This is a genomic window from Bradyrhizobium tropiciagri, assembly GCF_018130545.1.
In the GTDB taxonomy this organism is placed as follows: domain Bacteria; phylum Pseudomonadota; class Alphaproteobacteria; order Rhizobiales; family Xanthobacteraceae; genus Bradyrhizobium; species Bradyrhizobium tropiciagri_A.
In genome coordinates, this window is sequence record NZ_JAFCKF010000005.1 from 612,778 (window position 1) to 635,519 (window position 22,742).

Genomic DNA, 22,742 nt, shown 5'->3' on the forward strand with positions numbered 1-22,742 from the left:
CTTGTCTGTTGCCGGTTCGTCACAGGCGAACGCAACTGTCATATGAAGTATAAGTTCGAACCGCCGGTCGTCGATTCAGCGACGCCGGTTATCCACTGCCTGCCCGGGTTCATTGCAGATGCCCAAGCTTTTCTCTGACCCCGAGGCGATCGCGGAATACATCATTCGTGACGTCGGAACCGAACTGGTGGTCGGGCTGCCGCTCGGCCTCGGCAAGGCCAACCACGTCGTCAATGCGCTGTATGCGCGCGCGGTCGCCGACCGCTCCATCAACCTGACGCTGTTCTCGGCGCTGACGCTGGAAAAGCCGAAGCCGAAGAGCATGCTCGAACAACGCTTCATCGGCCCGGTGATCGATCGGCTGTTCGGCGGTTATCCGGACCTGGCCTATGCGGAGACACTGCATCACGGCGCGCTTCCGCCCAACATCAAGGTGATCGAGTTCTTCTTCCTCGCAGGGCAGTGGCTGTATCGGCCAATCGCCCAGCAGAATTACATTTCCGCCAATTACACCCACGCGGCGTCATATTTGTTGTCACGCGGATTGAACGTCGTCCCCCAGCTGGTCGCCAAGCGCATGGTCGACGGCGTGCCGCGCTACAGTTTGAGCTGCAACACCGACACGACGCTCGACGTACTGCGCGCGAGGGCGCAGGGGCGGGCGTCGTTCAAGCTGGTCGGCCAGGTCAATTCCGAGTTGCCGTTCATGCCCGGCCCCGGCGACTTGCCCGCGGATGAATTCGCCGCAGTCCTCGACAGTCCGGACACCGATTTTCCGCTGTTTGCGCCGCCATCGGAGCCGATCAGCGATACCAAATATGCGATCGGATTGCATGCCGCGGGCCTGGTCCGCGATGGCGGCACGCTGCAGATCGGCATCGGGCAGGTCGGCGACGCGCTGGCGCAGGGGCTCGTGGTCCGCCATCGCGACAACGCCCAATTCCACGGCATCATGCAGCGCCTTGCACCCGGCACCCAGCAGCTCGCGGCGGCCGAGACCGGGCCGTTCGAGAAGGGCCTCTACGGCGTCAGCGAGATGCTGTTCGAGGCATTCCTCGGGCTGATCGACGCCGGCATCCTCAAGCGCGACGTCGACGGCGTGATCCTGCACGGCGCGTTCTTCCTCGGGCCGAAATCCTTCTACCGCGCGCTGCGTGAGATGCCGGGCGAGCAGCTGGCGCGGATCGAGATGATGCCCGTGTCCTTCACCAACGAGATCTTCGGCGACGAAGCGGGCAAGCGCCGCGCCCGCGTCGATGCGCGCTTCGTGAACAATGCGATGATGGCGACGCTGCTCGGGGCGGCGGTCTCCGACGGGCTCGAGAACGGCCAGGTCGTGAGCGGCGTCGGCGGCCAGTATAATTTCGTCGCGCAGGCGTTTGCGCTGGAGGGCGCGCGCTCGGTGCTGGCGCTGGAGGCGACCCATCAGTCCGGCAAGCAGGCGGAGTCGAACATCCGCTGGTCCTACGGCCACGAGACCATTCCGCGACATCTGCGCGACGTCTTCGTCACGGAGTATGGCGTCGCGGATACGCGTGGGAAATCCGACGCGGACGTGATCGCCGCGATGTTGCAGGTCTCGGACTCGCGTTTCCAAAGCGAGCTGATGCGGCAGGCCAAGGATGCCGGCAAGCTGCCGCGCAGCCACGAGATAGCAGCGGTTCACCGCGAAAATTATCCCGAGCGCATCGGCGCCGCTCTAAAGCCCGCGCGTGACGCCGGGCTCCTGCCGTCATTCCCGTTCGGCAGCGACTTCACCGATGTCGAGCAGCGGCTGATTCCGGCCTTGCAAATCTTGCAGCAGGCGCAGCGCGCGCCGCTGCAACTCGCCGGCCTGTTGTGGCAGGGTATGCGGCATCCGCCCGATGCCGCCGATCGCGAATGCCTGGCGCGGCTCGGCCTCGACAAGCCGACGCATGTTGCCGAGCGCGCCTATCGCGCGCTCGTCACCGCGGCATTGCAGCGAAGCCGAATGGGCTAGCGGTTCTTGTTGACCGGCTTGCGCTTCTCGATGAACGCCGCCATGCCCTCGGAGCGATCCTCGAGCGCGAAGGTCGAGTGGAACAGGTTGCGCTCGACATTCATGCCTTCAGCAAGCGGCGTCTCGAACGCGCGGTTGACGGCTTCCTTGGCCATCGCAGCAGCCGGACGCGACATCGAGGCGATCTTCTCGGCTGCGGCGAGCGCCTCTTCCATCAGCTTGTCGGCCGGAACGATCCGCGACACCAGGCCCGCGCGCTCGGCTTCGGCTACGTCCATCATCCGCCCGGTGAGGCAGAGGTCCATGGCCTTCGACTTGCCGATGGCGCGGGTCAGCCGCTGGGTGCCGCCGATGCCCGGGATGGTGCCGAGGGTGATTTCCGGCTGGCCGAACTTGGCGGTGTCGGCGGCGATGATGATGTCGCACATCATCGCGAGCTCGCAGCCACCGCCGAGCGCATAGCCGGCGACCGCCGCAATGGTCGGCTTGCGGCAACGCGCGACGCGGTCGCCGCCGATCGCCGTGAAGTCGCTGTTGAACATGTCGATGAAGCCCTTCGGCTGCATCTCCTTGATATCGGCGCCGGCGGCGAAGGCCTTCTCGCTGCCGGTAATCAGGATGCAGCCGATCTTGTCGTCGGCCTCGAGATCGTCGACCGCCGCCGCGATCTCGCGGAACACGCCGAACGACAGCGCATTCAGCATTTTCGGTCGGTTCAGCGTGATGACGCCGACCGGTCCCTTGCTCTCGACGATGATGAATTCGAACGTAGCCATGACGCAAACCCCGTGCCTGATTTGGCGGGCAATGTGCCCGCTGACGGGATGCGCTTCAAGTGGCTGAACCGAGGCTTTGGGCCGCGCCTGCGGCGCTGCTGCGCCACAGGCCGCGGGCCGCCTTGGCTAGGCCATGAACATCCGTGCGGCGGAAGCCACCGTGAGCAGGGCGCCAAACCCGATGAAGATCTTCCCGATCAGCGAGGTCTGGTCCAGGCTCGCGCTGTCGCTGCTTGCCAGAACCGGGGCCGGCTTGGGTGCGGCTGCGGTAACAGGCGGGGGCTGCGGCGCAGGTGCCTCCTGCTGCGCGGTCTGCGGTTGAGCCGGTTGCGGCGGTTCCGCCGGCTGCTCCTGCTGCAGGGCGCGGTCGACATCGTTGAGCTGGTCGGACGCGACCACGTTGCTATCGGGTTGCGCGTCGGCGGGCTTGTCGGAGGCCGCCATCATGGGATTGACGCTGGCGGGCGCGGGGCTCGCATTGCCGTCGCCGGAGGTCAGCTCCGCATTGGCATTGGCGACCGTGGCGGGCATGCCCGCCGACGTCACGCTGCCGGCAGTGCTCGCAGCCTTCTTGCTCTCGGATTTGTCGGCCGTCTTCTCAGCCGTCTTGGCAGATTGGTGACGGGCATGGCGCCGGCCATGCCGCGAACTCTGCTGCGCGGATGCGTCGGTCGCGCTGTCGGACTTTGATGCTGATGCGTCCGAACCGGCCGCATGCGCCGGCAACGGCGCTGCGAGACACAGGCAAAGCCCTGTCAGCCCTGTCGCAACCATCAAGGCCAAGCGCCCGCTGGCTTTGATCTTCATTCTGATGATCTCCCCATTTTGCCCGCCCAAACGCGAAAAGAGACCCTGCTGCGTGTCCACACCGGGGCAAAAAGAGGGAATCTTCGGGCCTGAGGGGGCGAAAGCTGGGCAATTTCGTCCTATCAGGCCATCGACGGCGGCAGCCCCGATGCTTGTCGGACCGATCGGTGTTATGAGCCGTTCCGTCTGCAAACCCGCCGGAGCGATTCTTTGAGGCTGATGCTCGGCGCGGCCCGGCCGGAAGATCGCGATCACGAATTCGTGATATTGTTGGCTTGCCGCGTAACGAACTGAAAGATCGGCCGAATTGCAATTCAGGAGCCTGCGTGCGCGAACGTGAGGATGAATGGACCGACCTGATGCGGTCGGCCATTTCAGGCGATGACGCGGCGTATCATCGCCTGCTCAAGGCCATCACGCCGGTACTCCGTGCCGCGGCGCGACGCGGCTTGGCGCGCGCGGGACAACCGGTCGATCAGTCCGAGGACATCGTGCAGGACATCTTGTTGGCGGTGCATTTGAAGCGACAGACCTGGGACGCGAACGCGCCGTTCGCGCCGTGGCTGTTCGCGATCGCGCGCAACAAGCTGATCGACGCGCTGCGCCGCCGCGGCCGGCGCATCTTCGTCAACATCGATGATTTCGCCGAGACGCTGCCGGGGGAAACACCGGAGCCGACGGCCTCACCCGGCGAGGTTACTGCGCAGCTCCAGGCGCTGCCGGCGCGGCAGCGCGACGTCCTGCAGTCGATTGCGGTCGACAGTGCCTCGATCAAGGATACCGCGGCGAAATTCTCGATGACCGAGGGCGCGGTGCGGGTCGCACTGCATCGCGGGCTTGCGAGCCTCACCGCGAAATTACGGGACCGATGAGCATGGATACCGATCAACTCATTCGAACCCTTACCGCCGACAATGCCTATCGCGGGCGTCCGATCGGCCTGGCGCTGATGCTGGCGCTGCTGGCTGCGGCGCCGGTCTCGCTGCTGATCTTCTTCGCCGAGCTCGGCGTGCGACCGGACGTGATGAGCGCGATGCATAATCCGTTCTTCGACCTGAAATTCGCGGTGACGCTGGCGCTCGCGGCCTCGGCGATCGCGGTCAGCCTGCATCTGTCGCGGCCGGAAGCTTCGCTGCGCAGCTTCGGCTGGTGGCTGCTGATTCCGGCCGGCATCCTCGTTGCCGCAATCAGCGGCGAGATGATGATGCCACAGCGGACGCCGATGATGACACGCCTGATCGGCAAGAACTCGATGGCGTGCATGACCGCGATCCCCGCGATGTCGCTGCCGCTGCTGGTCGCCGCGCTGTACGGACTGCGGCAGGGCGCGCCGGCGCGGCCGGCGGTCGCAGGTGCCGTGGCCGGCCTGCTGTCGGCAGGGCTCGCGGCAACGGTCTATGCATCGCACTGCACCGATGACTCGCCGCTGTTCGTCGCCACCTGGTACACGCTGGCGACCGCGATCGTCGCGAGTGTCGGCGCGCTGATGGGAAATCGGGCGTTGCGGTATTAGAGCGTTTTCAAGCGAAGCGGTCGCGCTTCGCGTGAAGAAAGCGCGTCAAACAACCATCTAAGCCGCGGGCGCGGACTGCTGCATGCGATGGAAGCGCAGCACCTGCTGCGCGGTCGACGGTCGCAGCCGCTCATAGGTGTCCTTGCAGGCTTGCAAGTCGGTCGGTTCGGCGCCCGAGATCTCGTCGCGCAGGTTGATGATCGATCGCACCGTCGACCATGACAGGCTCGAGACCTTGGCCAGGATCATCACACCCTCGGCGCGGGTTTCGATCATCATGTTCTCTGCGATGCTGACCGAGACGTTGGCGAGCGCGGCGAGCGAGGCGTTGGTCTCGTCGAACTTGCCGGCCTCGGCGAAGGCCGCGAGCTGGAATTCGTCGAGCCGTCCGTCCTGATAGAGCGATTTGACCAGCGCGTGCGCAATGGTGGTGTCTGACGTCACGGCAGCGGGGGCCGAGCGCGCGCGTCGCGTGGCTTCCTTCACCGCGATCGGAATCTCCTTGGCCTGCTGCGGATTGGCCGCCTCGAGCCGCTGCCTGACCGTATCGGAGGCCTTCGCGACCAGCTTGAGATAGAGATGCCGCGGGATGTTCGGGCGCAGGCCGACGCAGGTCGACAGGTTCTCGTCGCCCTCGGAGCGGCTGATCAGGCGGGTGAAGCCGCGCTCGGTGAATTCCGCGCCGGGATTGTTGACCGCGCTCTGGATCACCTCGTCATTGCCGCGCAGCACCAGCACGTCGGTGACGGCACCGCTCAGCGTCTTGCGGTTGGAGATCGCGAGCAGGTGCGCCTGGCTCTTGCTGCGCGCCATCTCGATCAGGGTGTCGTCGTCGAGCCTCGGCGACAGCGTCAGCACCGGGCCTGCGACCTCGATCAGGTCGTCGAATGCCAGCGTCCGGATGGTCTGCGGCGGCGCGGTGTCGATCGGGGCGAGGCGGTTGGCGAGCAGCGCCTTGGCCGAGCTTTCGATGTGCTCGAGCAGGCATTGGAAGACGTCGTCGAACAGCACGATCTGCTCGTCCGAATAACTCACCGAGCCGTTGATGAAGAGGTCGGTCACCCGGCGCAGCGTCTCGACACGGCGTGCGACGGTGCCGTGGGCGAGGGTGGTCTGCAACTCGTCGAGCAGATTTTCGGGGGCGGTCGCGGGCTTCGAACTCATGACTCTGTCCTGGAGCGGTGGCGGCGGTTTCTCCGTCGCCGAATCGAGAAAATGAAGGGGTTTCAGGCGCTGGCGATACGGTTGCGTCCCCTGGCCTTGGCTGCGTAAAGCGCGCCATCGGCGCGGGCGAGCAATGTGTCGGAGGTTTCCTGCGGCTTCAGTGTCGTGACGCCAGCCGAGATCGTGACCCGCATGCCCGGCGAGAACGCGCTCCAGTCGAGGTCGGCGATGATCGCGCGCAGTCGCTCGAGCGCGCGCGTCGCCTGGTCCTGCGACAGGCCGGGCAGCACCAGCAGGAATTCCTCGCCGCCGTAACGGCCGAAGCGATCGATGCTGCGCAGATTGGCGAACATGCCGATGGCGAAGGTGCGCAGCGCCTCGTCGCCGATCGGATGGCCGTAGACGTCGTTGATGCGCTTGAAATGGTCGAGGTCGATCAGCGCGACCGCGCAGGCGCTGCCGTTGCGGGTGCAGCGTGCGATCTCGTCCTCGAGCGTGCGCATGATGCTGCGGCGATTGGAGGTGCCGGTCAGCTCGTCGAGCTCGGCGAGCTCCTCGATGCGGCGGTAGGCTTCCTTCAGCTTCAGGCCGCTTTGATAAAGCGATTGCTGCATCGAACTCGAGAAGATGCCGAGATACATGCAGCGCCCGATGGTGAGCGCGAATACCACCATGGTGGCGAGGCGGTCGATCTTTGTGGCGGTCGGCATCCCGATCGGCTTGTCGGTTCCGAGGAACAGAGCGGCCAGGCCCAGCACCATGATGGTCCAGACCACAGCGGTCTGCCGCGCTGAGGTGCGCAGCGCGCCGAAGCCGAACACCACGAACAGGTTGCAGAGGAACAGCACGCCGACTTCCGGCGCGATGTAGGTGAACAGCAGCAGGTTCACCATGTTGACGGCCGATTGCGGTGCGACCAGGTAGTGGTCGCGGAAGTGCTCGTGAAAGCCGCGTTCCGAGAGCACGACGTAGACGGCGACCAAACAGAGGCCGGTCAGGGCATACCCGGTTGCCACTGCAACGGACGTGGTGCCGGCATGCGCGTAGATCAGCAGCACGACGGCATCGAGCACGAAACAGGCGGCAATCATCGATTGGATCTGGCGGCGTTGCCTCGCCCGGCGCGCCAGGCGCTCGCGCGTCAGCCTGGGACGGCCGCTGTCCGATGCGTTCGCGATCGGGCCGGGAAGTGACGACGCAGCGCTGCCCATGGTCTCGCCATTGCTGAAATCTGGCGAAAATCTAAGTGGGAAAGCCTTTAGGTTTGGTATCTTTGGGAACCGAATCTGGCTCCGGTGTAATGCGGGCATCATCCTTGTTTTGTAAGGAGAATCCGGTTGGCTGGGTTTGGCCGGGAGCGCTCGTGCCGCCGGCTCGCGCGGCAGCGCGCTTCGCGACGGCGCTGGCATGGCGGCGAAGCCTTGCTATGGTCCCGCGCGGAATATGCCTGCGAGAGTTAAGAGTATTATGATACCATCTTTGGAGTCGCCGACGATTTTCCCTCATTGGAATCGCCGGCTGTGTCATAGATCACACATGCGGTCCGGACATTGCCGTAATGTGAAGAATCTTGGCTCTCGCGTCGAACCACGCGCCACCCCCCTCAGACCAACTTTGCGAGACGGCCATTGAGCGCGACACAGGCGGCTTCAGACGATGTTCTGATCGCTCGGATCGCTCAAGGCGACCGGCTTGCCATGCAGGTGCTGTACGGACGGCACCATGTCAGGGTGTACCGCTTCGGGCTTCGGCTGGTGCGGGACGAACAGGTGGCGGAGGACCTCATCAGCGAGGTCTTTCTGGACGTGTGGCGTCAGGCGGGCAAATTCGAGGGACGATCCGCCGTTTCAACCTGGCTTCTGGCGATTACCCGGTTCAAGGCGTTATCTTCGCTGCGGCGAAGGAAAGACGCCGAACTGGACGATGAGGCCGCGAACGCGATCGAGGACACGTCCGACGATCCGGAAACGGTAGTGCAGAAGAAGGACACCGGTGACACGCTGCGCAAGTGCCTGACGGGACTATCGGCGGAACATCGGGAAATTGTCGATCTTGTCTACTATCACGAGAAATCCGTGGAAGATGTCGCTGAGATCGTGGGGATTCCGGAGAATACCGTGAAGACGCGCCTGTTCTATGCGCGCAAGAAACTTGCCGAGTTGCTGAAGGCAGCCGGTGTCGAGCGAGGTTGGCCATGATGGCTGCGAGCAACAAGAAAGTGCAGGGCCAAGATCCTGACGATGTCGAGATGCTGCTGCCCTGGCACGCGGCCGGCACGCTGAACGCGCGTGACGCGCGCCGTGTCGAGGATGCGCTCGCCTCCGATCCGGAGCTCGCCCGGCAATATGCCGTCATCCGCGAGGAATATGCCGAGACCATCGGCCTCAACGAGAGCCTCGGTGCGCCCTCGCAGCGCGCCATGCAGAAGCTGTTTGCCGCGATCGACGCCGAGCCGGAGCGCAAGCCGTCGGCGGGCGCGCGCGTATCGGCCGGGATCTCGGAGTTCTTTTCCAGATTGTCGCCGCGGACGCTGGCCTGGTCGTCCAGCCTCGGTGCGGTCGTGGTGCTGTTGCAGGCGGGCGTGATCGGGGCAGTGCTGATGCGCAGCCAGCCGGCTTCGTTCCAGACCGCCTCGCTTGATGCCATTGAACAACGCAGCGCGCCCGCAGCGCCGAGCGCGGCCGTTGCGCCGAGTGCGCCGATCACCCGCGACCTCGGTGCCAGCGTGGCCGCCACGCCGACGCGGTTGTTGGTGCGCTTCACGCCGGATGCCAGGATCGCCGACATCTCCGCGCTGCTGGACAATTACCAGGGCTCGATCGTTGACGGGAAGGGCGGCATGTTCCGCTTGCAGTTCCGCGCGATGGACAAGGACAGCGTCGCCGCGCTGATTGCCCGTTTGCAGAAAGAGAAGATCGTCAGCCTCGCGGTCGAAACACCTTAAACGCCGGCCGACGGTTCTGCGCCGGCTTGGGGCACTTGTGGCCGGACCAGACGCAGCTGTTGTCGCGGTCGTGGACAAACCGTCGCAGCCCTGCCGACTCCCAACAGCAATAACACTTCCGTGAGCCGCGCGTTGAATGAACCCGCGCGGTCGATCGCATCGGAGGTTTCCGCTGCAAATCGCTATCCCACGCCGTGATTTTCAACGCAGAACGCCTGAAACGGTGCGGCGGAACCGCACGGCGAAAAGGTTAAAAAAATCGCCGAGGATTTGAACGTCCGCCTTCCTCTCACGACTTATGTGTGTGGGAGCGGTTTATCCCTCCCCGGCTATATCAGGCGCGAGCGCCCATCCACCCCAAGCGCCCATATGGCTTTGACCCGTCCGGTTGTCCCCCCGGACGGGTCTTTGCTTTTGGGGGACACCTTTACATGACCGGCTGGCTGAACTCGGCCGACGCCTCAGAGCCTGCGCGCAGGGCGATCGCGAACGGCGCGGCAGCGGCGACGATTGCTGTGGATCATCGGGCTGCGCGGGCCGTGGAAACGATGCGCATCGCCACCATGCAAGCCGATGACTTGACGATGGTTCACGCAAGAAACTCCGTAGTCGAGCGGACTTCTTTCATCGCCCGTTCCCGATTAAGAATTTAGTTAGACTTTATTTACCTTTTCCACAGAATATCAGCGTCGCGTCCAGTTGATTCGGTTCGGTTGCGTCTGCGTCCGTTTCTTTCCCTGCGGGCAAGTTTGAATGACACATCGGACCGACGTGGCCAGAGGCCAGGAAATCGTTGCACGCTGGTGCAACCTCGCCGAGCAAAGGCTGGAACACCTTACCGAACTGTTCGAAACCGGACGCTGGCGCCGCTATCACAGCGAGCAGGCCTTTCTTGAGAACATCAGGGAAGCACGGGCTGCGGTCGAGATCTGGCAGGAATTGCTGACCCGCGAAGCTTCGCTCGACAATTCGCCGATCGACCTGTCCTGGCTTGGCCGCGGCACATCGATCCTGCCGCCGCGCCGCATCTCGCCGGCACCGGAGCGCCGGTCGGAGGCCGCGACATTGGCGGAGGCTGCGATGACCGCGGTCGCGGCCGCGCTGGAGACGGCGGCTGAGGTGCTGGAGGAGCCCACCACCGTGGCTGATGCGCCGCCGCTGGAGACGCGCCCTCCGGTCATGCCGCCGCCGGTGCTCGATCTCGACACCATCCAGCGGCGCTATCCGTTGCTGCGCAACGCGTTGTAGGGATCCGGCGCTAACGCCGCACCGCGTTGGCGCCAACCGTCAGCTGCGCATATTGCTGGGCGCCGCCCACCGACAGATCTGACGTGATCGGGCGGGCGTGATCCAGCCCGACCACCGCGCCGCCCGGGGTTTCCGAGATCATGTTGTTATTGATCAGCGCGGAGCCGGCGCCCGGCACCACCGAGACGCCGATGCCGACGAACGCCTTGCGCACCACATTGCCGGTAATGGCAACGTCGCGCAGGTACTTGCCCCAGCCGGCGACGATGCCGAAGGTCGGGGCGTTCTCGATCACATTGCCGGAGACCGTGCTGTCGGCCTCGACATAGATGCCGATGCCGGCCCCGTCATTCGGGTCGGTGCCGACGGGGCGCTTCGGCAGCAGATTGCGGATGATGTTGCCCTGAACCACCGCGATCCGGCCGCCTTCGTTGAAGTTGCACACGGAGACGCCGATCGCGGCGCCGTCGACGGTGTTGTTGGCGATGACAGCTGCCTCGAACGAGAACTCCGAATAGAGCGCGACCTCGCGGACATTGCTGACGCTGTTGTCGGTGATGTGGATGTTGGACGCCGAATTGCCGCGCACCGCCGAGAAGTCGCAGTTCCTGATACGGTTGCCGCGCACGATCACGTTGCCGGCGCGGAACGCGTTGATGGCGTTGCCGTACTGCCCGGAGCCGCCGGGCCCGGCCTTGATGTCCTCGATGCGGTTGTCGGCGACGATCGAGCCGTCATCACCGATCGCGGTGCGCAGGATCTCGATGCCGTTGTCGTTGGTGCCCTTGATGGTGTTGCGCGCGACCATCAGGCCCAGCGCGTCGAACGACACCAGCGCCGTGCTCGCGATGTCGGTGAAGACATTGTTGCTGACGTCGCCCGCCATCTGCTCGAACCAGATGCCGCTGCCGCCGCTGCCGGTGAACTGGCAATCGGTGACGCGGATGTCGCGGCCGGACAGGCAATGCACGAGGCCGCGCCGCGCCGGCAGCGGGATGCTGCCGCCGTCGAAGGAAAGACCCATCAGCACGATGCCGCCGGCGCCTTCGGCTTCCAGCAGCGAGGCGCCGCCGTTGAAGACGAGCCGACTGGCGCCGCGCACGCCGATCAATTGGCTGCCCGGCGCAAGCCGCAACAGGCCGCTGCGATAGACGCCGGGCGGAAACGCCAGCGGCACCTGCGCACGCGCGGCGTCATCGATCGCGCGTTGCAGATTGCGGGTCTGGTCGTCGGGGCTGCCGGGGCGGACGCCATATTGCGTGACGTCGCGGCCGAGCGAGCCGGCAGATTGCGCGGCGCGCGCAGCATCCGGCGACATCGCGAGCGCACCGGCTGCGCCGGCGGCGGTTGCTCCGATCAGATGGCGGCGGTTGACGTCCATGGGCATGGCCCTCGCACATAGTCGCGAGCGGTGACGTTCGCGGTCGAGTGGTAGCGCGAAACCCGCCGCCGCATGGTGAACACGCCGCCGCAACCGGGCGATTGTTGGCGGTAGGGTTAACCCTGGGTGGAGCCTGTTCACATCTTCAAAGAGCGATTTCGCGGCGTCATCACCCGCGAAGCGAAACCGGGTGATCCAGTGTTCCAGAGGCGCCGACGCTGGAGCGGAGATCGCAGTTCTCCCCACACCTCGTCGTCCCGGCGAAGGCCACCCTAGGTCCAGATCGGCGGCATTTTCTCCAATGGAGACCTGCGTCGTGTGCTAGTATTTCTCATTTCGTCTTTCGACATTGCCACGAAAAGCTTTTTCAACACGTCGCGGTACTGGAGTTGGATATGGCCGATTTCATTATGCCCCGGACGCAATACGCGCGCAGCGGCGATGTCAATATTGCCTATCATGTGACCGGAGAGGGGCCGATCGACCTTCTGATCGTGCCCGGTTCGATCTCCCACCTTGAGGTCGTACATGAGTTGCCGTGCATAAGCGGCAACGCGCAGCGGCTAGGGCGCTTCGCCCGGATCATAAGCTTTGATAAGCGCGGTCAAGGATTGTCCGATCGTGTGTCCGGGGTGCCGTCATTGGAAGAGCGAATGGATGACGTTCGCGCCGTGCTCGATGCGGCGGGATCCCGCAATACGGTGTTGTTGGGCATGTCGGAAGGCTGTCCCATGAGCGTCCTCTTTGCGGCCACACACCCAGACCGTGTTTCCCACCTGGTTCTGGTCGGAGGCTTCGTGCGCGCCGGCTACTCGATCCCCGCGGCCCAGTTCGAGGCGTTTGCCGACAGGGCTGTCGCAAACTGGGGCTCGGGGCAGATGATGAAGAACGTCGTCGGTCTGACGGACGGTTCTCAAGAGCAGCTCGCGGCGCTCGGCAAGTTCGAGCGGATGAGTTGCAGCCCCGGTGCCTTCAAGGCGATCATGGTGATGAACCGACTGATCGACGTTACGCCCGTGTTGCAGAGCGTGCGCGTCCCAACTCTCGTGCTGCACAGCCAGGCCGATGCCGTGGTGCCCGTGTCGGAGGGACGAAAGCTGGGGGCTGCAATCCCCGGCGCGAGATACATCGAATATGAGGGTCTTCCGCACGGCGTCTTCTTTACGACCGAATGCGAACGAGTGATTGGCGATATCGAGGAATTTGTCACCGGTCACCGACCGGAGGCAGGAGAGGAAGTTGATCGTGTGCTGGCTACCGTCCTGTTCACGGACATCGTCAACTCCACGACGAAAGCCATTGAGGTTGGTGATCGCCGCTGGCACGAACTGCTCGATTCGCATGACCGCTTGGCAGCGCAGGTCGTCGAGAGGCATCGAGGCAAGCTGGTGAAGAATACCGGCGATGGCATCTTGGCGACGTTCGATGGACCGGGACGCGGCGTTCGCTGCGCCCTCGCACTCGGCGAAGGCGCGCGCCAGCTCGGCCTGCCGCTGCGCGCCGGACTGCACACCGGCGAGATTGAGGTACGCGGCAGCGACGTTGGCGGAATAGCCGTCCACGTCGCCGCTCGCGTGATGGGGCGGTCGGACGCAAACGAAGTGCTCGTATCGCGCGTCGTGACCGACCTGGTCGCAGGAGCCGGATTGAAATTCGCGGAGCGCGGCTCGTTCGATCTCAAAGGCATCCCGGGGGCTTGGGATTTGTACGCTGCCGTCCAGTAGGCTGGCCTCACCAATGGCGAGGCCGAGACGCAGTGCTTCTGTTCGAGAGAAGTCCCCGACCAGCATCGCTCACGCGCGCGCGGCCTGCCGCGTCAGTTTCACCAGCTCCATCAGCATGGCCTCGCCGGCATCGACCAGCGCCTCCAGCGTGATCGCTGATTTGCCCGGGGCTGCCGTTCCGTCATGGGCGAGCGCCGGCACGTGGACGAATTGCACAAGGTGCAGGCTGTTGTTGCCGTTGACGGCCTCGATCGCGCGCCAGCTGAGATAGTTGCAGAGATAACTGCCGGCATCGCGCGATGCGCGCGCGTCGATGCCGGTCGCGAGCGCTGCACGCAGCAATTTCTCGGTGTGTGGCCCGAACACCTTCGCATCGGCACCGCCCTGGATCGAGCCCTTGCGTGCGTGCTGGTGGCCGGCATCGGGGAACAGGGTGGTGACCGCATTGCGGGCGCGGCTCTCGATCCGCAGATACGCGGTGCGCCCGGCGAGGCCGAACATCAACAGCGCCTGCGGGCGGTGTCGTGCGATAAGCTCCGGCAGTTCGCGATCGACGGTGGCGTAGGTGACGTGGAAGATGTGGCTCGATAGCGCAACGTCGTCGAAGGCAGGGCGGCGCAGCGCGGTCAACCGCTTCACCAGCGGCATGGTCGGGTTGAACGGCGCGCCTGGGAACGGGCCGAAGCCGGTGAGCAGGATGCGAAGCTTCCCGCTCAATGCAGCATCTCCGCGATCTGTTCGGCGGCGACCGCGGGCGAGATGCGGCCCGCCGCGACCTCGGCCTCCATCTTCTTCACCTTGGTGCGGATCGCAGCGTCCGTGCGCAGCCGCGCCATCATACGGCTCTCCAGCATCGACCACATCCACTTCACCTGCTGCTCCCTGCGGCGACCGGCGAATTCGCCCGAGGCGTTCATCGCGGTGCGGTGATCGAGGATCTTCTGCCAGAGCTTGTCGAGCCCGGCGCCGGTCAGCGCCGAATAGGTCTCGACCGGCGGATGCCAGTGCTCGGAGCGGGGGCTGAGGATGTGCAGCGCGCTGCGATAGTCCGCAGCAGCGAGGTTGGCGCGCTTGAGGTTGTCGCCATCGGCCTTGTTGATCGCGATCATGTCGGCAAGCTCGACCAGACCCTTCTTGATGCCCTGCAATTCGTCGCCGGCACCCGGCAGCATCAAGGCCAGGAAGAAGTCGGTCATGTCGCAGACCGCGGTCTCAGACTGGCCGATCCCGACGGTCTCGACCAGCACCACGTCGAAGCCGGCGGCCTCGCAGAGCAGCATCGCCTCGCGGGTTTTCGCCGCGACGCCGCCGAGCGTGCCCGAGGAGGGCGAGGGGCGGATGAAGGCCTGGTCGGAGACGGCGAGCCGCGCCATCCGGGTCTTGTCGCCGAGGATCGAGCCGCCGGTGCGCGCCGAGGACGGATCGACCGCCAGCACTGCGACCTTGTGGCCGCGTTCGATCAGGAACATGCCGAGCGCATCGATGGTGGTCGACTTGCCGACGCCGGGCGAGCCGGTGATGCCGACCCGCACCGCCTTGCCGGTGTCGGGCAGCAGCGCCTGCACCAGCTCGCGCGCCGCCGCCTGGTGATCGCCGCGCCGGCTCTCGACCAGCGTGATCGCCCGCGCCAGCGCGGCGCGGTGGCCGGCGCGGAGGTCACGGGCGAGGGCGCGGATGTCGGGAGAGGCGGGCTTCGAGGGGGTCATGGTCTAGGTTTACAACGGCTGGTCATGGCAGGCGAGGGGAACGCGGATTGGGCACGTCGCAGGGGCGCATTGCCAAAATATCGAAAACAACCCCATGCAAAGTAGCCGGCGGCTGCCGGCGTTCGACAAGGCTTGACACGTCGGGCAACTCAGCGGCATTCTTCCATTATCCAGAAATCGTGCAGTAACCCGTAGCCCGGGTGAGCCAACGGGTCGCGCGTACGCGCGCCCGATGACAGCCTCTGCGATGTCAAGGGAAACCGTTCCCGCATATCGCTTCGCTGATGCGGGCTACGAACTATTGCTGCTCGTCCGCGTCGCCCTTCGGCCGCGCGCCGGCGAAGATTCTCGCGCCTTCCGGCGTCAGATACGGCCTCAGCGTTTCCCACGGCACGAAGATCACGTACTGGCCTTCGGCGTAGGGCCCGACGGCATAGGGCGGGTAGTGGAAGGTCAGTCCGGAGCTCTTGCCTGACACGGTCGACGGCGCCAGCGTGACGGCGCCTATCTTGAGCAGGGTCGGCTTGAGCTCCTTGTACCATTCGGCGGTCGCCGTCTCGCCGGCATCGCGCCGCTTCTTCTCGGCGTTGAGCGCGGCAATGACGGCCTTGCGCATTGCCGACAGCGTCGGGCCGTGGTCGGCGGTCTCGGTGAAGAAGGGGCGGATGCTGATCCGCTTCTTCTCCGTCGTGTCCCACAGGATAGTGTTGACGTCTGAGTTCGGATGCGCGCCCAGAGTGTTCATGTAGTCATCGCGCAGCACGCTGATGTAGCGGCCGTCGACGACGGAGCGCACCGAATATTTGCGCTCGAAAGAATAACCGCCGCGTTCCTTGAAGAGGTCGGGCTCCTGCTTGCGGTCGTTCGCAGCCTCGGCGGCCTGCTTGTCTATCCACTTTCGGCCTTCGGCGAGGCAATCGGCGGACAGCGCGCTATCTGCCTTGATCTTGTCGTCGAGATAGACGCTGGCCTCGATGCTCGCATTCTTGATCGTGGCATCGGGCTTCGGATCGGCTTTGGGATCAGCAGCGCGCGCTGGAAGGCAGAGGCAGGCGAGCACGCCGGCAAGACCAATGATGCGGACAGGCGTCGTCAAGCGAGCGGCGCGCATGGAAAACTCCAAGTGGGAGAGGGCAGGCGCGGCGGTGCTACTCCGCCGCCTCGCTGTGGCCGAGCCGGGTGTTGAGCTTGTGGATCAACTCCTCGGCAGCCTCCGAGATCACGGTGCCCGGCGGGAAGATCGCCTCGGCGCCGGCGGCATAGAGCGCATCATAATCCTGCGGCGGCACCACGCCGCCGATGATGATCATGATGTCCTCGCGGCCGTGCTTCTTCAGCGCGGCCTTCAGTTCCGGTACCGCGGTGAGGTGCGCCGCGGCGAGCGAGGAGACGCCGAGGATGTGGACGTCGTTCTCGACCGCCTGCCGCGCGGCTTCGTCGGCGGTTGCGAACAGCGGCCCGATATCGACGTCGAAGCCGACATCGGCGAAGGCGGAAGCGATCACCTTCTGGCCGCGGTCATGGCCATCCTGGCCGATCTTGGCGACCAGGATGCGGGGACGACGACCTTCGGCCTCCTCGAACGCGTCGATCAGCTCTTGCACCTTCTCGACCTTGTTGGACATCGCCGCTGCCTCTCGCTTGTAGACGCCGGTGATCGACTTGATCTCGGCGCGGTGGCGGCCGAACACTTTTTCCATCGCGTCCGAAATCTCGCCGACGGTGGCCTTGGCGCGCGCAGCATCAATGGCCAGGGCCAGCAGATTGCCGTTGCCTTCACCTGCCGAGCGGGTGATCGCCGCCAGCGCCGCATCAACGTCGGTCTGGTTGCGCTCCGTCTTGAGCCGCGCCAGCTTGTCGATCTGCAACCGTCGCACGGTGGAATTCTCCACCTTCAGCACGTCGATCGGCCTCTCGTTCTCCGGCTTGAACTTGTTGACGCCGATCACCGCCTGGCGGCCGGCATCGATCCGCGCCTGGGTCTTGGCGGAGGCTTCCTCGATCCTGAGCTTCGGCACGCCGGCCTCGATCGCCTTGGCCATGCCGCCGAGTTCCTCGACCTCCTGGATGTGACCCCAGGCCTTCTTGGCGAGATCCTGGGTCAGCCGCTCGACATAGTAAGAGCCGCCCCAGGGATCGATGATGCGATTGGTGCCGCTCTCCTGCTGCAGGAACAATTGCGTGTTGCGGGCGATGCGCGCCGAGAAATCGGTCGGCAGCGCCAAGGCCTCGTCGAGCGCGTTGGTGTGCAGCGACTGGGTGTGGCCTTGGGTGGCCGCCATCGCCTCGATTGTGGTGCGCATCACATTGTTGAACACGTCCTGCGCGGTCAGCGACCAGCCCGAGGTCTGGCAGTGCGTGCGCAGACTGAGCGAGCGCGGGTCCTTCGGGTTGAACTGCTTCAGGAGCTTGGCCCACAGCAGCCGCGCGGCGCGCATCTTGGCGACTTCCATGAAGAAGTTCATGCCGATCGCCCAGAAGAAAGAGAGGCGGGGGGCAAAACGATCGACGTCGAGACCCGCGGCCAAGCCCGCGCGCAAATATTCGACGCCGTCGGCCAGCGTATAGGCGAGTTCGAGGTCCTGCGTCGCACCGGCTTCCTGCATGTGGTAGCCGGAGATCGAAATCGAATTGTATTTCGGCATCCGCTGCGAGGTGTAGGCGAAGATGTCGGAGATGATCCGCATCGAGGGCGCCGGCGGATAGATGTAGGTGTTGCGCACCATAAACTCTTTCAGAATGTCGTTCTGAATGGTGCCCGACAACTTCTCCGGCGGCACGCCCTGTTCCTCGGCGGCCGCGACGAACAGCGCGAGGATCGGCAGCACCGCGCCGTTCATGGTCATCGACACGCTCATCTGGTCGAGCGGAATGCCGGCGAACAGCGTGCGCATGTCGTAGATGGAATCGATCGCGACACCGGCCATGCCGACGTCGCCGGATACGCGCGGATGATCTGAATCGTAGCCGCGATGGGTGGCAAGGTCGAACGCGACCGAGAGACCCTTCTGTCCGGCCGCGAGGTTGCGGCGATAGAACGCGTTGGAATCCTCCGCCGTGGAGAACCCGGCATATTGCCGGATGGTCCAGGGCTGGTTGACATACATCGTCGGATAGGGGCCGCGCAGATAGGGCGCGATGCCCGGCCAGGTCTCGAGGAAGTCGATGCCTTGGAGATCGGCCTCGCTGTAGACGGACTTCACCGGAATGCCCTCGGGCGTCAGCCAGGGCTCGGCGCTCGCGGTCGGCATCGCGGTGGCAACGGGCTGGAAGGCGACATCGGCGAAATTGGGAATGCGGGTCATTCCTTGGCTTCCTTAGTCATGGTCCGGATGCTGATGGCTGACGATGGTCGCCATCTTGTCCGGGCCGTAATTCTGCATCGTGGTCTGGCTCGGCAGGTTGGCGATGCCGACCACCCAGCCGTGGCGGGACTCGGTTCCAAATTGCTGCGTCGGGATCACCCGGTCGGGCCGATCGAAGGCGCCGGTCATGATCTCGATGCGCGGACCGTCGATCCGGCGGAAGCTGAGCGGCGTGCCGCAGGCGGCGCAGAAGTCGCGCTCGGCGATCGAGGAGGATTTGAACGCCGCCGGCTTGCCGCGGGTCCAGGCGAAATCCTCCTTGTTGATATCGGCGAAGGAGGCGAACGGCGCACCGGAGGCCTTCTGGCACATCCGGCAGTGACAGATGCTGACCCGGTTCGGCGCCGTGGACACCGCAAAGCGGACGGCGCCGCATTGGCAGCCGCCGGTCAGAACGGGTTTCGCGGGTGCCTCAGCCGTCATGCCTGCTCCATCCGCCGATAGGCGTCGCGCAATGTCGCCAGCGCGTCACCGCCGGCGAAGACGAACTCACCGATGCCGGCCGCCCGCAGCGCCGCTTCCTGGTCGCCGGGCCGCCCTGCCAGATAGATATGCCTTGCTCCGGCGCCGTGAAGGGCCTTGGCGGCCTCCGCGGCGCTGACGGCATAGACCTTATCCGAGGAACAAATGCACGCCATCGCGGCGCCGGAGGCCTTGAAGGCCGTCGCCAGCGCCGCCGGGTCGGCAAAACCCTCGCTGTCGATGGCTTCGATCCCGCCGGTCTCGAAGAAGCTTTTTGCGAAGGTCGCCCGCGCCGTGAAGTCGGCCGGCGTGCCCAGATTGGCGAGGAAAATCTTCGGCCGCGCGCCGCGTGCCTTCAGCGCGGCGTCCGATCTGTCGCGCAGCGCCTCGAAGGGCTCGGCGAGCCGCATCGGCGCGAGGGCGTCGAACTTGATCTTGGCATCGGCCGTCGACATCGGCGCCAACGGCTTCACGTTCAGCACTGCGAGGACGTCTTCGTGCAGGTTCGGGAATTCGCTGGCGCCGGTCAGCACATCGCGGCGCTTCGCGACATTGGCTTCGCGCTGCGCCCGCGTCGCGGCGACTTTCTTCTGGATGAGCCCCTGCTCGAGTGCGGGGAAGATGCCGCCGGTCCTTTCGATCTCCTGGAACAGCGTCCACGCCGCCTCGCAGAGCTGCGAGGTCAGCGTCTCGATGCCGCCGGCACCGGCCGCGGGATCAGACACCTTGGCGAGATTGGACTCGTCGAGCAGCACCAGTTGGGTGTTGCGCGCCACGCGCCGGGCGAAGTCATCGGGCAGGCCGAGCGCCAGTGTGTGCGGCAGCACGGTGATCGCATTGGCGCCGCCGAGCCCGGCGGCAAAGGTCGCAATGGTCGCGCGCAGCATGTTCACATTGGGATCGCGCTGGGTCAGCATTCGCCACGCGGTCTGCGCGTTGACGAAGATCGGCTTCGGCGCAAGGCCGCAGGCTTCTTCGATCCTTGCCCAGAGGCGGCGTAGCGCGCGGAATTTGGCCATGGTCAGGAATTGGTCGGCATCGGCGCTGAGCCGGAACGAGACGGCCGCGCGCGCCGCGTCGAGATCGATCCCGGCAGCTTCCAGCATGCGCAGATAGGCGAGGCCGAGTGCCAGCGTGAAGGCGAGCTCCTGCACTTCGGATCCGCCGGCATCGTGCACCGGCCGGCCGTCGGCCAGCACGAACGGGCCTTTGAAGCCGCGCTTGATCAGCCCGTTCACGACCTGGCCGAACGGCTTTACGTAGTCGGCCCAGGTGCCGGGCGCGGCACCGCGCGCGGCAACCGTGCTGAGCGCCTGGTAATTGAAATGCAGGTCGAGCTTGGCCGGGTCGAGCTTGCGGGCCTCGACCATGTCGGCGAAGGTTTCGCCGGCGTTCTCGCGCCCGAGCACCGGGTTGAGCGCGATCATGATGCCGGCATCGAGATGGACGCCACCGCAGGCCCGCGCCAGCGTCTTCTTGCTGGCGTCAGCGAGGCCGAAGCCGCGCGTGCCGGGACCACCTGCGAACTCGAATTCGAGGCCGGTCGCGCCGTTCTCAAGATCTTGCAACGCCTGCGCGTTGGCCTGCGCGGCGTCGGGATGATCGACCCGCTGCAGGATGTGCCAGGGGGTTGCGGCGGCGCGGCCGGCGAGCGGGCCTGCGTTGGCGGCGCGACGGTAGATCGGATCGATCTTGAGGCCGTCGTAGGTCTTGCCGACCAGCTTCTCGAACGGGGCGCCCTTCAGCACGCCGTCGACCAGCTTGCGCCAGTCGTCATAGGTCGCCGCTGCAAAATCCGAAGCCAGAGGCAAATCGTCAGTCGAGGTCGTCATCCGCCCAAATCGTCCTTCATCGGCCCCGCAAGGGCGCCCTTGATTTGGCCGGAAATTGCCACGGGCGGGCGGCCAAGCCAAACTTTTGTTTGCGGTCGATCGGCTTTAATCGAGGTCCGCAAGGCGGAAAATACCGTCCGTCGAGACCCCCGCGAGCGCATCGGCGACGCGGCGCCCCGCGATGACGCGGTCGGGAACGATCTCGGCCAGCGGCACCAGCACAAAGGCGCGTTCGAACAAACGCGGGTGCGGCAGCGTCAGTTCCGGCTTGTTCAATGTGATGTCGTCATAGGCGATCAAGTCGAGGTCCAGGGTGCGCGGACCCCAGCGCTGCTCGTTCTTGCGGTCGCGGCCGAACCTGGCTTCGATCTTGTGCAGCGTGAACAACAGCGCGTGCGGATCGAGGCTGGTGTCGATCTCGATGCAGGCATTGATGAAGCTGTCTTGTTGTTGCTCGCCCCAGGGCGGCGTCGAATAGTCCGACGAACGCGCCAGGAGCGCTGCCTGCGTCATGCCGCAGATATTTGAAATCGCCTTGCGAAACGTCGCGCGGACGTCGCCGACATTGCCGCCGAGTGCGATCAGGACGCTAGCCATGTGGCAGCGGATGGCGCGAGCGGGTCAGCACCACGCCGACATCGTCGAAGATCGCGGCGATCGGCGCGTGCGGCTTGTGCACGGTGACCTTGACCGCCCTGACGCGCGGGAAGCTCGCCAGGATGTCCTCGGCCACCGCGCCGGCGGCGCGTTCCAGCAGCTTGTAATTGGTGTTCTTGAACGCCGACGTCGCGGTCGCCACCACGTTGGAATAGGACACGGTGTCGGAGAGGCGGTCGGTGCGCGAGGATTCCGAGAGGTCGGTATAGAGCTCGAGGTCGATCACGAAGCGCTGCCCAACTTCGGTCTCATGTTCCATCACGCCATGGCGGGCATGGATGACGATCCCGGTGATGAAGATCGTATCGGTCATTGCTGTTCCTCGATTGCCGCGGCAACCCGCAGCGCCTGAACGGTTTCGGCGACGTCATGTGCGCGGATGATGCGGGCGCCGTGCTGCGCGGCGATCAGATGCGCCGCGAGCGAGCCGCCGATCCGCTGTTGCGGCTCCGACGGCACGATCGTGCTGATGAAGCGCTTGCGCGAGGCGCCGACCAGCACCGGCAGTCGGAACGCATTGAGCTCGGAGAGCCGCGCCAGCGCGACCATGCTCTGCTCCGCCGTCTTGCCGAAGCCGATGCCGGGATCGAGCACGATCCGGTCGGGCGCAATGCCGGCGCGCGCGGCGATCTCAAGCGAGCGTTCGAAGAAGGCCGTGATGTCCTGCATGATGTCGATCGCGGGATCGACACTCTCGCGATTGTGCATGACGATCACAGGCACGCCGCGTGCGGCGACGACGCCCGCCATGCCGGCATCGCGCTGCAAGCCCCAGACGTCGTTGGCGATCATAGCGCCCTGGTCGAGCGCCCATGCAACGACCTCGGATTTCATGCTGTCGATCGAGACTGGCACACCGAGTGCGATCACCTCGGCCAGCACCGGCTTCAGCCGCGCCAGTTCATCGTCGGCCGTGACTGGCTGCTGCGAGCCATAGGGGCGGGTCGATTCCGCGCCGATGTCGATGATGTCGGCGCCGTCGGCCACCAGCTTGCGGGCCTGCGCCAGCGCCTGTTCGGGCGCGATGAACTGGCCGCCGTCGGAGAACGAGTCCGGCGTGACGTTCAGGATGCCCATTACCGCCGGATAGGGCCGCGACAGCAAGACCGGCAGCACCGCAGGTCCGGCCGGGCCGGCCACGGTCGATGCTATGGGCTTGCTCGCCATCATGCGGTGGCTTTG

22 protein-coding genes are annotated in these 22,742 nt (G+C 65.2%); 8 read left to right on the forward strand and 14 right to left on the reverse strand.

Going from position 1 to position 22,742, the window contains the following annotated elements:
* The first annotated feature begins 118 nt into the window (after positions 1 to 118).
* Positions 119 to 1,981, forward strand: a complete 1,863-nt coding sequence (locus tag JQ616_RS24375; protein ID WP_212018818.1) for an acetyl-CoA hydrolase/transferase C-terminal domain-containing protein — start codon at positions 119 to 121, stop codon at positions 1,979 to 1,981.
* On the opposite strand, the gene JQ616_RS24380 is transcribed toward JQ616_RS24375, so the two are convergent.
* A complete protein-coding gene (locus tag JQ616_RS24380) occupies positions 1,978 to 2,757 on the reverse strand; it encodes an enoyl-CoA hydratase (protein WP_212018820.1) in 780 nt (259 codons plus the stop codon). The two genes, JQ616_RS24375 and JQ616_RS24380, sit on opposite strands and share 4 nt — an antisense overlap.
* Positions 2,758 to 2,883: 126 nt before the next feature.
* Positions 2,884 to 3,819 (reverse strand): hypothetical protein, encoded by a 936-nt coding sequence (locus JQ616_RS24385; RefSeq protein ID WP_249137165.1) that lies wholly within the window; start codon positions 3,817 to 3,819, stop codon positions 2,884 to 2,886.
* A gap of 71 nt (positions 3,820 to 3,890) precedes the next feature.
* Here JQ616_RS24385 and JQ616_RS24390 point away from each other — a divergent pair, with 71 nt between their 5' ends.
* Together JQ616_RS24390 and JQ616_RS24395 are read left to right on the forward strand one after the other, a co-directional pair.
* On the forward strand, positions 3,891 to 4,436 hold the full coding sequence (locus tag JQ616_RS24390; RefSeq protein WP_212018822.1) for a sigma-70 family RNA polymerase sigma factor: 546 nt from the start codon (positions 3,891 to 3,893) through the stop codon (positions 4,434 to 4,436).
* A 2-nt stretch (positions 4,437 to 4,438) separates the two neighbouring features.
* A complete protein-coding gene (locus JQ616_RS24395) occupies positions 4,439 to 5,077 on the forward strand; it encodes an NrsF family protein (RefSeq protein WP_212018824.1) in 639 nt (212 codons plus the stop codon).
* A 57-nt stretch (positions 5,078 to 5,134) separates the two neighbouring features.
* Here the strand turns inward: JQ616_RS24395 and JQ616_RS24400 are convergent, their stop codons facing one another.
* Together JQ616_RS24400 and JQ616_RS24405 are read right to left on the reverse strand one after the other, a co-directional pair.
* The gene (locus JQ616_RS24400) at positions 5,135 to 6,241 is read right to left on the reverse strand and encodes a DUF2336 domain-containing protein (protein ID WP_212018825.1); all 1,107 of its coding nucleotides are present in this window, start codon (positions 6,239 to 6,241) and stop codon (positions 5,135 to 5,137) included.
* Between the two features lie 62 nt (positions 6,242 to 6,303).
* Positions 6,304 to 7,452 carry a GGDEF domain-containing protein gene (locus tag JQ616_RS24405; protein WP_212018828.1) on the reverse strand — a complete coding sequence of 383 codons (1,149 nt, stop codon included), beginning with the start codon at positions 7,450 to 7,452 and terminating at the stop codon, positions 6,304 to 6,306.
* A 417-nt stretch (positions 7,453 to 7,869) separates the two neighbouring features.
* Here JQ616_RS24405 and JQ616_RS24410 point away from each other — a divergent pair, with 417 nt between their 5' ends.
* The 4 genes from JQ616_RS24410 to JQ616_RS24425 all read left to right on the forward strand — a co-directional run bounded on the left by JQ616_RS24410 (position 7,870) and on the right by JQ616_RS24425 (position 10,433).
* On the forward strand, positions 7,870 to 8,439 hold the full coding sequence (locus JQ616_RS24410) for a sigma-70 family RNA polymerase sigma factor (RefSeq protein ID WP_163160500.1): 570 nt from the start codon (positions 7,870 to 7,872) through the stop codon (positions 8,437 to 8,439).
* The gene (locus tag JQ616_RS24415) at positions 8,439 to 9,185 is read left to right on the forward strand and encodes a hypothetical protein (RefSeq protein WP_212019154.1); all 747 of its coding nucleotides are present in this window, start codon (positions 8,439 to 8,441) and stop codon (positions 9,183 to 9,185) included. The genes JQ616_RS24410 and JQ616_RS24415 overlap by 1 nt, the downstream gene beginning before the upstream one ends.
* Positions 9,186 to 9,616: 431 nt before the next feature.
* Positions 9,617 to 9,838, forward strand: coding sequence for a hypothetical protein (locus JQ616_RS24420; protein WP_212018830.1), 222 nt, complete (start codon positions 9,617 to 9,619; stop codon positions 9,836 to 9,838).
* Between the two features lie 100 nt (positions 9,839 to 9,938).
* A complete protein-coding gene (locus JQ616_RS24425; RefSeq protein WP_212018832.1) occupies positions 9,939 to 10,433 on the forward strand; it encodes a TIGR03809 family protein in 495 nt (164 codons plus the stop codon).
* Between the two features lie 10 nt (positions 10,434 to 10,443).
* On the opposite strand, the gene JQ616_RS24430 is transcribed toward JQ616_RS24425, so the two are convergent.
* The gene (locus JQ616_RS24430) at positions 10,444 to 11,814 is read right to left on the reverse strand and encodes a TIGR03808 family TAT-translocated repetitive protein (RefSeq protein WP_212018834.1); all 1,371 of its coding nucleotides are present in this window, start codon (positions 11,812 to 11,814) and stop codon (positions 10,444 to 10,446) included.
* A gap of 395 nt (positions 11,815 to 12,209) precedes the next feature.
* Between JQ616_RS24430 and JQ616_RS24435 the strand changes: the two genes are divergently transcribed.
* Positions 12,210 to 13,538, forward strand: coding sequence for an adenylate/guanylate cyclase domain-containing protein (locus JQ616_RS24435; RefSeq protein WP_212018836.1), 1,329 nt, complete (start codon positions 12,210 to 12,212; stop codon positions 13,536 to 13,538).
* A gap of 69 nt (positions 13,539 to 13,607) precedes the next feature.
* On the opposite strand, the gene JQ616_RS24440 is transcribed toward JQ616_RS24435, so the two are convergent.
* The 9 genes from JQ616_RS24440 to folP form a co-directional block, all read right to left on the reverse strand.
* A complete protein-coding gene (locus JQ616_RS24440; protein WP_212018838.1) occupies positions 13,608 to 14,255 on the reverse strand; it encodes a pyroglutamyl-peptidase I in 648 nt (215 codons plus the stop codon).
* On the reverse strand, positions 14,252 to 15,244 hold the full coding sequence (gene meaB, locus JQ616_RS24445; protein ID WP_212018840.1) for a methylmalonyl Co-A mutase-associated GTPase MeaB: 993 nt from the start codon (positions 15,242 to 15,244) through the stop codon (positions 14,252 to 14,254). Before meaB ends, JQ616_RS24440 begins: the two co-directional genes overlap by 4 nt.
* 298 nt (positions 15,245 to 15,542) lie before the next feature.
* Complete coding sequence (locus JQ616_RS24450) at positions 15,543 to 16,355, reverse strand: DUF3298 and DUF4163 domain-containing protein (RefSeq protein ID WP_212018842.1); 813 nt, start codon at positions 16,353 to 16,355, stop codon at positions 15,543 to 15,545.
* A gap of 37 nt (positions 16,356 to 16,392) precedes the next feature.
* A complete protein-coding gene (gene scpA, locus JQ616_RS24455) occupies positions 16,393 to 18,549 on the reverse strand; it encodes a methylmalonyl-CoA mutase (RefSeq protein WP_212018845.1) in 2,157 nt (718 codons plus the stop codon).
* 12 nt (positions 18,550 to 18,561) lie between these two features.
* A complete protein-coding gene (locus tag JQ616_RS24460) occupies positions 18,562 to 19,032 on the reverse strand; it encodes a GFA family protein (protein ID WP_212018847.1) in 471 nt (156 codons plus the stop codon).
* Positions 19,029 to 20,903 carry a methylmalonyl-CoA mutase family protein gene (locus tag JQ616_RS24465; protein ID WP_212018849.1) on the reverse strand — a complete coding sequence of 625 codons (1,875 nt, stop codon included), beginning with the start codon at positions 20,901 to 20,903 and terminating at the stop codon, positions 19,029 to 19,031. The genes JQ616_RS24460 and JQ616_RS24465 overlap by 4 nt, the downstream gene beginning before the upstream one ends.
* 105 nt (positions 20,904 to 21,008) lie before the next feature.
* Complete coding sequence (folK, locus tag JQ616_RS24470; RefSeq protein ID WP_212018851.1) at positions 21,009 to 21,500, reverse strand: 2-amino-4-hydroxy-6-hydroxymethyldihydropteridine diphosphokinase; 492 nt, start codon at positions 21,498 to 21,500, stop codon at positions 21,009 to 21,011.
* Positions 21,493 to 21,873, reverse strand: a complete 381-nt coding sequence (gene folB / locus JQ616_RS24475; RefSeq protein WP_050403309.1) for a dihydroneopterin aldolase — start codon at positions 21,871 to 21,873, stop codon at positions 21,493 to 21,495. Before folB ends, folK begins: the two co-directional genes overlap by 8 nt.
* Positions 21,870 to 22,730 (reverse strand): dihydropteroate synthase, encoded by an 861-nt coding sequence (gene folP / locus JQ616_RS24480; RefSeq protein ID WP_212018853.1) that lies wholly within the window; start codon positions 22,728 to 22,730, stop codon positions 21,870 to 21,872. The genes folB and folP overlap by 4 nt, the downstream gene beginning before the upstream one ends.
* Positions 22,731 to 22,742: the final 12 nt, after the last annotated feature.

Bases quoted from the DNA above. Each gene is read 5' to 3' on its own strand.
- JQ616_RS24375 (WP_212018818.1), top strand. From the start codon at position 119: ATGCCCAAGCTTTTCTCTGACCCCGAGGCGATCGCGGAATACATCATT.
- JQ616_RS24380 (WP_212018820.1), bottom strand. From the start codon at position 2,757: ATGGCTACGTTCGAATTCATCATCGTCGAGAGCAAGGGACCGGTCGGC.
- JQ616_RS24395 (WP_212018824.1), top strand. From the start codon at position 4,439: ATGGATACCGATCAACTCATTCGAACCCTTACCGCCGACAATGCCTAT.
- JQ616_RS24400 (WP_212018825.1), bottom strand. From the start codon at position 6,241: ATGAGTTCGAAGCCCGCGACCGCCCCCGAAAATCTGCTCGACGAGTTG.
- JQ616_RS24405 (WP_212018828.1), bottom strand. From the start codon at position 7,452: ATGGGCAGCGCTGCGTCGTCACTTCCCGGCCCGATCGCGAACGCATCG.
- JQ616_RS24415 (WP_212019154.1), top strand. From the start codon at position 8,439: ATGGCTGCGAGCAACAAGAAAGTGCAGGGCCAAGATCCTGACGATGTC.
- JQ616_RS24420 (WP_212018830.1), top strand. From the start codon at position 9,617: ATGACCGGCTGGCTGAACTCGGCCGACGCCTCAGAGCCTGCGCGCAGG.
- JQ616_RS24425 (WP_212018832.1), top strand. From the start codon at position 9,939: ATGACACATCGGACCGACGTGGCCAGAGGCCAGGAAATCGTTGCACGC.
- JQ616_RS24430 (WP_212018834.1), bottom strand. From the start codon at position 11,814: ATGGACGTCAACCGCCGCCATCTGATCGGAGCAACCGCCGCCGGCGCA.
- JQ616_RS24435 (WP_212018836.1), top strand. From the start codon at position 12,210: ATGGCCGATTTCATTATGCCCCGGACGCAATACGCGCGCAGCGGCGAT.
- meaB (WP_212018840.1), bottom strand. From the start codon at position 15,244: ATGACCCCCTCGAAGCCCGCCTCTCCCGACATCCGCGCCCTCGCCCGT.
- JQ616_RS24450 (WP_212018842.1), bottom strand. From the start codon at position 16,355: ATGCGCGCCGCTCGCTTGACGACGCCTGTCCGCATCATTGGTCTTGCC.
- scpA (WP_212018845.1), bottom strand. From the start codon at position 18,549: ATGACCCGCATTCCCAATTTCGCCGATGTCGCCTTCCAGCCCGTTGCC.
- JQ616_RS24460 (WP_212018847.1), bottom strand. From the start codon at position 19,032: ATGACGGCTGAGGCACCCGCGAAACCCGTTCTGACCGGCGGCTGCCAA.
- JQ616_RS24465 (WP_212018849.1), bottom strand. From the start codon at position 20,903: ATGACGACCTCGACTGACGATTTGCCTCTGGCTTCGGATTTTGCAGCG.
- folK (WP_212018851.1), bottom strand. From the start codon at position 21,500: ATGGCTAGCGTCCTGATCGCACTCGGCGGCAATGTCGGCGACGTCCGC.
- folB (WP_050403309.1), bottom strand. From the start codon at position 21,873: ATGACCGATACGATCTTCATCACCGGGATCGTCATCCATGCCCGCCAT.
- folP (WP_212018853.1), bottom strand. From the start codon at position 22,730: ATGATGGCGAGCAAGCCCATAGCATCGACCGTGGCCGGCCCGGCCGGA.